The organism is Mycobacterium sp. (genome assembly GCF_049280035.1).
GTDB lineage: Bacteria > Actinomycetota > Actinomycetes > Mycobacteriales > Mycobacteriaceae > Mycobacterium.
On sequence record NZ_JBAPPI010000425.1, the window covers coordinates 1 to 9618 of the forward strand.

A 9618-nucleotide genomic window follows, 5' to 3' on the forward strand; every position below is an offset into this window, starting at 1 on the left:
GCATTCTGGCGGCCCGCGGAACAGGTGTCGAGGGACTGCTGCAGGTGCCCGAGTGGCGTGAGCGTATCGAGGAGAATCCGGCCAACAAGCAACGGTTCCTTGACCTTGACAAGGACGAGTTCCTCAAAGTGATGTTGCGCTGGCTCAACGCTTTCGTGTCCAAGCCCGGGCAGACCATTCCCGGCGTCGAGGACGAGATGTTCGACCGCATCCAGGTTCCCACGCTGATCATTCGCGGCGGCGCGAACGACTGGGATCATCCCAAGCGGACTTCGCTTGAAGTCAGCTGCTTGATCAAGGGATCGAAATTGATCGATCCGCCCTGGCCGGAGGATGCGTGGGAACGTGCGTCCGAAGAACGTGCGGCGGGCAAGGTGAAGCACTTCAACATGTTCGACACCTGGGTGCAGGCCGCACCCCCGATCCTGGAGTTCCTCGGACGGTGACTACAGCGACTCCGCGCCAGCCGTCACTCGGTGAGGATGTGCACCTCACAGTTAAGCGACGCCTCCAGGGCGGTATGAAGACGGCTCTCCGGAATGCGCTCCAGATCCGCCTGACGCAGCGTCACGTACACCACATCGAACCCGTCGTCGCCGGGGGATCGTCTGATCTGTCCGGTCAACCCGAATCCGGCCAGCACCCCATGGGCGTCGTCGTCGGTTCCCCTGCTGACATAGGTGACAACGCCGGCGACCGGCGTCGTACCGAAAGCCATGGCGCACAACTCCAATGCGATCTGCTTGACGGCGTCGGCATCGTTACCGGTGATGAGCAGCTGCACGTCGCGGCGGTCAGCCGGCATCCCCGCGAGGGTGGTCTGCACCACCTCAGCGCCGGCTTCGCCGGCGAGACCGAGGAGCGTGCTGATGCCCTGGTCTAACTGTGCCGGTGTGAGCAAGCCGGACGGGTCAACACTGACCCGCACCACTGCTGTTCGCATGTGCGCAACTTTAGCGACGGAGGGTTGATGGAGACCACTGCCGCATCGACCATCACGATCGCCGCCTGGTCCGGCTGCGCGCCACGGCTGCTGCGTGATCAGCCCGAGCTGCAGACGGTTCGCGAAGACTACGCCGCCTACAGCGACCGGGGCGGCTATCGTCCGCTTGCGGCTGCCGACGAGTTGCTCGACGACGTCGAGCGTAGCGGATTGCTCGGTCGAGGCGGCGCGGGATTCCCGTTAGCGGTGAAGCTGCGCACGGTCCGCGATAACGGAATACGCAGCGACATCGGCACCGTCGTCGTCGCGAACGGCGAAGAGGGAGAACCGGCTTCGATCAAGGACCGATGGCTGCTGCGCAACCGGCCGCACCTGGTCCTCGATGGTCTGCGGTTGGCGGTGGCGATCGTGGCGGCCGACCGCGCGCACGTCTACGTGTCCGACCCGGAGTCGGCGCGCAGCGTGGAAACCGCGCTAAGCGAAATCGACACCGACACGCTAGGCGGCATCAGCGTGGCCGTGCGGGTGGTGGACCCCGGATACATCGCCGGAGAGGAGACCGCCGCGGTCCGCGCGCTCAATGGCGGCCCGGTCAAGCCGACGGACAAACCGCCCCGCCCGTTCGAGGTGGGCGTTGACGGGCGACCCACCCTGGTGAGCAACGTCGAGACCCTGGCCAACCTGCCCTACATCCAGCAACACGGTTCGACGGCGTTCCGCGACCAGGGCACCCCGGGGTCGCCGGGCACTCTGCTGGTGACCGTCACCGGCGCTGACCGGCCGCCGGGCCTCTACGAGGTCCCGCATGGCTTGCCAATCACCGAACTGCTTGCCCTGCACGGTGTTTCCGCCGACCGGGTGCGGGGCGCGTTGATGGGCGGCTACTTCGCCGGTCTGCTCAACCGCGACGTGCTCGATGCGACGGTGGATCACGAAACTTTTCAACGCCTGGGCAGCGGGCTGGGATGCGGTGCGATTTCGGTGATCACCGACGACTGCCCGGTGGCGGTGGCCGCCTCAGTGCTGGCCTACTTCGATCGGGAAAACGCCGGGCAGTGCGGCTCTTGCTTCAACGGGACCGCGGCGATGGCTGCCGTTGCCGGGGCGCTGCGCGACGGCGTCGCCACCGAGGAGGACCTGACCCGACTGCGCCGCTGGTCCGTCGTGCTGCGCGGCCGCGGAGCATGCGCGACACTGGACGCCGCCACAAACGCCGCGGCGAGTCTGCTCGACCAGTTCCCGAAGGCGGTGCAGCAGCATCTCCACAATGCTTGCCAAACATGCCAATCCGGCGCTTTCTATGCCGATCGTCCCTACCAGGTGGAGGCGGTGACACCGGCATGAAAATCCGCCTCGACCGCACCGTCTGCGACGGCTTCGGCGTGTGCGCCAAGCACGCCCCCGGCTACTTCTCCCTCGACGATTGGGGATATGCGTCGTTGGTCGGCGACGGCACCGTGGCCGATGAAGACCATGATGCGGTCATGAATGCGCTGATGGACTGCCCGGTGCACGCCATCATGGAGCTGGATGAACGTAGACCGGACGAGGCCCACCCACTGTCAAACAGCGACGAAGATCCTGCCGCGCACCTGAAAACCGAGGCCAACGAAGCGGAGTGGGGTTTCACGCGTTGACGCAGAACACCGGACGGCCGTTGCCTTTGGTCACCGACGAGAATGAATTCTTTTGGCGCTCAGGCGCCGACGGCGTGCTCCGGCTGCAGGAATGCGCTGACTGCTCCGCGCTCATCCATCCGCCGGCGCCGATTTGCCGGTACTGCCGCTCGCACCGCCTGGAGGTGCGGACAGTCTCGGGTCGCGCAATCCTGGCCGGATTCACCGTCAATCACCGTTTCAGCCTGCCCGGCTTGCCCGCCCCGTACGTCGTCGCCCAGGTCGCGATCGCCGAAGACCCCCGGGTTCGGCTGACCACCAACATCATTGGCTGCGACCCTGAGCAACTGCAGCTAGGTCAGCAAGTCGAGGTCGTCTTCGAGCAGGTCGAGGAGGTGTGGCTGCCGTTGTTTCGTCCCACCGAAGACACCCGGCCCGCTGCGCTGCCAATCGACGAAATCGCCCCGGAGCGCTTCGGTGAATATGTCCGCCCGATGGTCACGCCGGAGAAATTCGAAGACAAGGTGGCGCTCACCGGGATCGGCATGTCGGAGATCGGGCGCCGGTTGATGGTGCCGTCGCTGTCGCTGACGGTGGCCGCGTGCGAGGCGGCGATCGCCGATGCGGGCCTGACGTTCGACGACATCGACGGCCTATCAACCTATCCCGGCGGGGGCAACCTCGGCGGGTTCGGCGAAGGCGGAGTCACCCCGTTAGAGGCGGCGCTGGGCATCCGGCCGACGTGGCACAACGGCGGAATCGAGACCTTCGGCCCGGGTGGCTCGGTGATCGCGGCGATGCTTGCCGTCGCTGGCGGCCTGGCGCGTCACGTGCTCTGTTTCCGGACGGTATGGGAAGCCACCTTCAGCGAGTTGATGAAGCAGGGCAAGGTTGTCCCGTCGATGGGCCGCAGTGGCGGCTGGCTGATGCCGTTCGGCGCCACCTCGGCGGCTCACACACTTGCGCAGAACGCGCAGCGCCACTTCCATCGGTACGGGACGACGAAAGAGACATTGGGCTGGATTGCGTTGAACCAGCGCGCCAATGCCGAACTGAACCCATCAGCGGTCTACCGGTCTCCGATGACGATGGACGACTACCTGAACGCACGTCCTATCACGACGCCGTTCGGGCTCTACGACTGTGACGTGCCCTGCGACGGGGCCATCGCCATCATTGTCTCCGCCGTCGACGCCGCCCGCGACCTGGCCAAGCCGCCGGTGTTGGTGGAGGCGGTGGGCACGCAGATCATCGAGCGGATCGACTGGGACCAAAGCACATTGACCCATGAGCCGCAGGTGCTCGGCCAGTCGGCGCACCTTTGGTCGCGTACCTCGCTGCGGCCGGAGGACGTCGACGTCGCCGAGTTATACGACGGGTTCACGATGAACTGCCTGTCCTGGATTGAAGCGTTGGGGTTCTGTCGGATCGGTGAGGCCAAGGAATTCCTGGACGGCGGAAAGAACATCGCCCGTGACGGCCAGCTGCCGCTCAACACGCATGGTGGTCAGCTGTCGCACGGCCGAACGCACGGCATGGGTCTGCTGCACGAAGCCGTTAGCCAGCTGCGCGGCGAGGCCGGGCAGCGGCAAGTCGCTGACGCCCGCGTCGGCGTGGTCAGCAGTGGCGGCCTAACACCAAGCGGCGTACTGCTGCTGCGGGCCGACACATGAGTCCCCATCCGCGGGTCGTCATCGTCGACGGCGTACCGATGTCAGCCCTGGTCGCCGAAGCGCCCGACCCGCGAGCGGTCATCGTGGCCATTCATGGTGGAGGCACCACCGCACTGTATTTCGACTGCCCCGGCAACCCGGAATCGTCCTTCCTCCGAGCAGCCGCGGCACACGGATTCACCGCGGTGGCGCTCGATCGCCCCGGCTACGGCAGCTCGGCTCCCTACCCGGAGGCGATGGCCCGCCCCGAGCAGCGAGTCCAGCTTGCTTACGCGGCGGTCGATCGCATCCTCGGCGACCGGCCGCGCGGTGCAGGGTTGTTTTTGATGGGCCATTCCGGCGGATGCGAATTGACAATGCGGATGGCCACAGACGAGCAAGCCGAACGCGGTAGCGATCTGCTCGGCATCGAGTTGGCGGGCACCGGTCGGCATTACCATCCGGCGGCTCGCGAAATGCTCAAGACGGCAACCCGGGACCGCCGCCCGGCCGGCCTCCGCGAGTTGTTGTGGCACCCGGAGCGACTGTATCCGCCCGAAGTGCTCAACGGCGCAACGGTTTATCCCGGTGCTCCGCCCTATGAGGACCTGATGGTTTCCAACTGGGCCCGTCAGGACTTTCCGGCGCTTGCACCCGAAGTGCGCGTCCCAGTGCACTTCAGCATCGCTGAGTACGAAAAGGTTTGGCAGACCGATACTTCGGCGATGACCGAGATCACGCCCATGTTCTCCAGCGCGCCACGGTTCGTGGTCCATCACCAACCCGAGGCCGGACACAACATCAGCCTCGGCCACACCGCCGCGGCCTACCACTCGACGATTCTGGAGTTCGCCGAGGAATGTGTCGTCGCGCGTGAAAGTCGCGATTTGGAGGCCGGTTGATGCGCGTGGGATTCATTGGCTTAGGCAGTCAGGGCGGCCCAATGGCGCGGCAAATCGCCGAAGCCGGCTTCCCTACGACGCTGTGGGCGCGCCGACCGGCGTCGCTCGAGCCGTTCGCCGACACCGCGGCCAAAGTCGCCGGATCACCGGCGGAACTCGCGGCCAGTAGCGATCTCGTCTGCCTCTGCGTGGTCGGGGATGCCGACGTCGAGGAGGTGACTGGCGGCGAGAACGGAGTGCTGGCCGGACTCAAGCCGGGCGGCGTTATTGCCATCCATAGCACCGTGCACCCCAAGACGTGCCATAAGTTAGCGCAAAGAGCTGGCGCCCAAGGTATCGCAGTTATCGACGCGCCGGTCAGCGGTGGCGCTCCGGCGGTGGCGGAACGTCGTCTGCTGGTGATGGTCGGCGGCGACGCCGACGTCGTCGAGAGCTGTCGCCCGGTCTTCGAGACCTACGCCAACCCGATCGTGCACACGGGCGATCTGGGCTCCGGGCAAACCACCAAGCTGCTGAACAACCTGCTGTTCACCGCTAACCTGGGAACCGCGGCTACGGCTTTGGCGCTCGGAGAGGCGCTCGGCGTTCTGCCAGACCGGCTCACCGACGTCATCTCACGCGGCAGCGGAAACAGCTTCGCACTCAACGCTCTTGGCGGTGACACTGGCGGTTTGGATCGCCTGGCCGGCCTCGCCGGAACGCTGCTGCAGAAAGACGTCCGTTTGGTCGCCGACCTTGCCAATGCCGCCGCCGTTCCCGGCGGCGCGGTGCTCGACACCGCTGACGCCACCCTGACCCTGATGAAACACCCACGGTGAGAATCGGATTCATCGGCGCGGGACGGATGGGACGTCCCATGGTGGCCCGTCTCGTCGATGCCGGCCACCAGGTCGTGGTGCTCGGCCGCACCGCCGAGAAGCGTGCTGCCATAGCCCAATTGGGTGCCGCGCCGGTCGCCGACACCGCTGAGGTGAGCGCGCAGGCGGACGCGGTGTTGGTCTGCGTGTTCACCGACGAACAGGTGCGGCAGGTGTGTCTGGACGACGGCCTACTCGCGACGATGTCGCCGGGCTCGGCGTTGGTGGTGCACACCACGGGAAGTCCGCGCACGGTCGAGACCATCGCCGTGCGTGCCACTCCCCACGACGTCGACGTAGTCGACGCACCGGTCAGCGGAGGCCCACACAACGCCGCGGCCGGCGCCCTGACGCTGTTCGTCGGGGGCGCCGAGAATGCGGTGGCGCGCGTCCGCCCGGTGTTGAGCTGCTACGGCGATCCGATCTTGCATGTCGGCCCGCTAGGAGCAGGGCAGAAGGTGAAGCTAGTCAACAATGCGCTGTTCGCTGCGCACATCGGATCGCTATCGGGCGCTGTGGAACTGGGTGCGCGGCTCGGCGTGCCGGAATCGACGCTGCTTAGCGCCCTTCCACACGGGAGCGTGGGGAGTCGGGTGCTGGACATCGTCGCCGCGCGCGGATCCGTTGCGTCTTTCATCGACACAGCCGGGGAATTCGTCGGCAAAGACGTTGCCGTGGCCAGGAGTGTCGCCGCCGAGCTGGGCAGTGACCTGGGCGTGCTCGACGACGTCATCGGCGCGGCCATGCGGGTATGAGATGAGGTCTTTTCGACACGCGATGAACCGTCTACCGTTAGCGTTACAGTCAAGCATTCCGTCGTAACGGTGTAAGCGCCGCACTTGGCGGCCAGGAGGGTGCAATGACCAAGCCGAAGGTCGTCTTTGATCCGTTCTCCGAGGAGTACTTCACCAATCCGTTCGATATCTATCGACGAATGCGCGAGGATGCACCGCTGTACTACGACGAGAAAGAGGATTTCTACGCGCTAACCCGCCACGAAGACGTGGCCGGCGCGCTCAAGGACTTCGAGACCTACTCCTCGAGCCGTGGTTGCGACCTGGCGATGGTGCGCAAGGGCATAAGCCCCGAGCAGAGGTCGATCATTTTCATGGACCCGCCGGAGCACCGCCACATGCGCAGCCTGCTCAATAAGGCCTTCACCCCACGGGCTGTTCAATCGCAGCACGACACAGTCGTCGAAGTGGTCGAAAAGTATCTGAGCGCGGCCGATCCCGAGCATTTCGACGTCGTGCAGGACTTCTCCGGGCCGTTCCCGGTCGAAGTCATCACCACAATGGCCGGGGTGCCGGAGGAGTACCGCCAGCAGGTGCGGCACTGGATCGACACCAGCCTGCACCGGGAACCGGGGCAAATCGAGCTCAGCGAAGCCGGCATGCAGGCCAACATCGACACCGCGATGTATTACTTCGGGCTGGTGCAGCAACGGCGCGAAAACCCGCAGGACGACATGCTCAGCAAGCTGATCGCCGCCGAAATCCCCGGCGAGGATGGTCAGACTCGCAAGCTCGACGATATTGAAATATGCGGTTTTGCCACGCTTCTGGGCGGGGCCGGCGCCGAGACCGTCACAAAGTTGATCGGCAGCGCGGCCGTGCTCTTCGCCCGCAACCCAGACCAGTGGGAGAAGCTGAACGAAGATCGCAGCAAGATCCCCGGCGCCGTCGAAGAGTTGTTGCGCTACGAGGGACCAGTTCAGTACAACGTCCGCTGGACCTTGAAAGAGGCACACACCAGCGGTGGGACGATTCCCGCCGGCAAGCCGGTGTTCTTGATGAAGGCCGCCGCGAACCGCGACCCGGATGCCTTCACCGACGCCGACACCTTCGACATCGAGCGCGACCAGACCGAGGCACAGCACCTCGGCCTCGGATACGGAATTCACAGTTGCCTGGGCGCTGCGTTGGCCCGCATGGAAAGCAGGATCGCACTGGAGAAGCTGCTCGACTTCATGCCCCGCTACGAGGTGAATTGGGACGGCTGCAAACGGGTCACCATGCAGAATGTCGCGGGCTGGCTGAACGTACCGGTGAAGGTATTGCGCTGAGAGGGCTTGAATGACCAAGAAGATCGAAGTCGACTGGGGGCTGTGCGAAAGCAACGGGGTGTGCATGGGCATCATCCCGGAGGTGTTTCGGCTCGAGGATGACGACACGCTGACCGTCCTGCAAGAAGACGTCACGCCCGAGAATGAAGAGCAAGTCCGCGAGGCAGTCCGGCAATGCCCTAGGCAGGCCATTTCGATCCGCGAATAGCGCTTGTCGGACGATGGGATAATCGAATGTATGTGCGGCTCCTCACGTTCTCGTGGGGAGTTCGGGGTGTAGTCCACCGAGTCCCGGGCAGCGCGCTACTGTTTCCCACCCTGTGCGCACCCAGCGCCACACTCGACCCCATCCCTCACCGGCCGCGGTGCGCTGAGCGCGCCGCGAAGATTCCCGAACGCCGACACACCCGCGCCCAAAACCACGCCCACTACATCGCCACCCAACGTCGACACAACCGAGCAGCATGCGAGGCGTGCCAAACCAGCTGGGCTGCAACGCAACTCACCTCACACGGCCACCCACCCGACGGCGAACCACCGCCCTTTAGCGTCGATTGCGCTTCAGAAACCGTCGCGGGCTTCTGCGCCAAAACCCAGCTCAGCGCAGCTAATTGGAAATCTTTATTCTTTTTCCTCCGGGAGTGCGCTCGCGGCTTATCGTGAGCAGCAATCGCATTTTGCCCACGGGAGGCCGGCTATGGAGGGCACGCCGTTCGGACGCTACCGCCTGATCGAGTTGCTGGGCCGCGGCGGCATGGGCGAGGTGTGGCGCGCGCATGACACGTCGACCAACAACCGCACGGTGGCGATCAAACTGCTCCCGCCGCATCTCGCTGGCGACAGCACGTATGTGCAGCGGTTCCGCCGGGAAGCAGATGCGGCCGCGCAGCTGAACAACCCGCACGTCATTCCGATCCACACCTACGGCGAGATCGACGGTCGGCTGTATGTGGACATGCGGCTGATCGAAGGCCGCGATCTGCAGGAGGTGCTGGCCGACGGGCCGCTGGAGCCGGGGCGGGCGGTGCGCATCATTGAGCAGGTGGCCAAGGCGCTGCACGCCGCGCACAAGATCGGTCTGGTGCACCGTGACGTGAAGCCGTCCAACGTTTTGCTCGATGAGGACGATTTCGCGTACCTGATCGATTTCGGCATCGCCCGCGGCGCCGACCAGACCCGAATGACCGGCACCGGCAGCGTCATCGGCAGCTGGCCCTACATGTCCCCGGAGCGGCTGCGAGCCGGCCAGGTCGACGCCCGCGCCGACATCTACGCGTTGGCGTGCGTGCTCTATGAGTGTCTTACCGGCAGCACACCATTTCCCGGAGACAACTTCGAACAGCAAATCACCGCGCATTTGACGGCCCCGCCGCCGCGCCCGTCGAGCACCGATCCCAACATCCCCAAGCAGGTCGACCAGGTGATCGCCACCGGCATGGCCAAAGAGCCCGACCAGCGCTATGCCACCACCGTCGAGTTAGCCGACGCCGCCCACGACGCCATCACCACGCCGCTGGCACCACCCAGCGAACCAACCCTGCTAGACCCGACCCGACCCGCATCCGCCCGCCTTGACGATCAGC

At 65.3% G+C, this 9618-nt stretch carries 10 protein-coding genes and 1 pseudogene; 10 read left to right on the top strand and 1 reads right to left on the bottom strand.

Features of this window, described 5'->3' with window-relative positions; all coding sequences use genetic code 11:
* A pseudogene (locus tag WAN71_RS14160) lies at nucleotides 1-446 on the top strand (alpha/beta hydrolase); the annotation flags it as partial.
* 23 nt (nucleotides 447-469) lie between these two features.
* Here WAN71_RS14160 and WAN71_RS14165 read toward each other — a convergent pair.
* Nucleotides 470-943, bottom strand: a complete 474-nt coding sequence (locus WAN71_RS14165) for a hypothetical protein (RefSeq protein ID WP_422225940.1) — start codon at nucleotides 941-943, stop codon at nucleotides 470-472.
* Between the two features lie 27 nt (nucleotides 944-970).
* On the opposite strand from WAN71_RS14165, the gene WAN71_RS14170 reads away from it, so the two are divergent.
* The 9 genes from WAN71_RS14170 to WAN71_RS14210 all read left to right on the top strand — a co-directional run.
* Entirely contained in the window at nucleotides 971-2287 is a 1317-nt protein-coding gene (locus tag WAN71_RS14170) for an NADH-ubiquinone oxidoreductase-F iron-sulfur binding region domain-containing protein (RefSeq protein ID WP_422225941.1), read from the top strand.
* Entirely contained in the window at nucleotides 2284-2580 is a 297-nt protein-coding gene (locus WAN71_RS14175; RefSeq protein ID WP_422225942.1) for a ferredoxin, read from the top strand. The genes WAN71_RS14170 and WAN71_RS14175 overlap by 4 nt, the downstream gene beginning before the upstream one ends.
* Entirely contained in the window at nucleotides 2577-4232 is a 1656-nt protein-coding gene (locus WAN71_RS14180) for a thiolase C-terminal domain-containing protein (protein WP_422225943.1), read from the top strand. The genes WAN71_RS14175 and WAN71_RS14180 overlap by 4 nt, the downstream gene beginning before the upstream one ends.
* A complete protein-coding gene (locus WAN71_RS14185) occupies nucleotides 4229-5113 on the top strand; it encodes an alpha/beta hydrolase (protein ID WP_422225944.1) in 885 nt (294 codons plus the stop codon). The genes WAN71_RS14180 and WAN71_RS14185 overlap by 4 nt, the downstream gene beginning before the upstream one ends.
* Complete coding sequence (locus WAN71_RS14190) at nucleotides 5113-5931, top strand: NAD(P)-dependent oxidoreductase (protein ID WP_422225945.1); 819 nt, start codon at nucleotides 5113-5115, stop codon at nucleotides 5929-5931. Before WAN71_RS14185 ends, WAN71_RS14190 begins: the two co-directional genes overlap by 1 nt.
* Entirely contained in the window at nucleotides 5928-6725 is a 798-nt protein-coding gene (locus tag WAN71_RS14195) for an NAD(P)-dependent oxidoreductase (RefSeq protein WP_422225946.1), read from the top strand. The genes WAN71_RS14190 and WAN71_RS14195 overlap by 4 nt, the downstream gene beginning before the upstream one ends.
* A 104-nt stretch (nucleotides 6726-6829) precedes the next feature.
* The gene (locus tag WAN71_RS14200) at nucleotides 6830-8035 is read left to right on the top strand and encodes a cytochrome P450 (protein ID WP_422225947.1); all 1206 of its coding nucleotides are present in this window, start codon (nucleotides 6830-6832) and stop codon (nucleotides 8033-8035) included.
* A gap of 10 nt (nucleotides 8036-8045) precedes the next feature.
* Complete coding sequence (locus WAN71_RS14205; RefSeq protein ID WP_422225948.1) at nucleotides 8046-8243, top strand: ferredoxin; 198 nt, start codon at nucleotides 8046-8048, stop codon at nucleotides 8241-8243.
* 489 nt (nucleotides 8244-8732) lie between these two features.
* Nucleotides 8733-9618 (top strand): serine/threonine-protein kinase (locus WAN71_RS14210; protein ID WP_422225949.1); only part of this gene is annotated, 886 nt, incomplete at its 3' end.

Coding starts and splice junctions, on each gene's coding strand:
- WAN71_RS14175 (WP_422225942.1), top strand. CDS start 2,284: ATGAAAATCCGCCTCGACCGCACCGTCTGCGACGGCTTCGGCGTGTGC.
- WAN71_RS14165 (WP_422225940.1), bottom strand. CDS start 943: ATGCGAACAGCAGTGGTGCGGGTCAGTGTTGACCCGTCCGGCTTGCTC.
- WAN71_RS14185 (WP_422225944.1), top strand. CDS start 4,229: ATGAGTCCCCATCCGCGGGTCGTCATCGTCGACGGCGTACCGATGTCA.
- WAN71_RS14205 (WP_422225948.1), top strand. CDS start 8,046: ATGACCAAGAAGATCGAAGTCGACTGGGGGCTGTGCGAAAGCAACGGG.
- WAN71_RS14170 (WP_422225941.1), top strand. CDS start 971: ATGGAGACCACTGCCGCATCGACCATCACGATCGCCGCCTGGTCCGGC.
- WAN71_RS14200 (WP_422225947.1), top strand. CDS start 6,830: ATGACCAAGCCGAAGGTCGTCTTTGATCCGTTCTCCGAGGAGTACTTC.
- WAN71_RS14190 (WP_422225945.1), top strand. CDS start 5,113: ATGCGCGTGGGATTCATTGGCTTAGGCAGTCAGGGCGGCCCAATGGCG.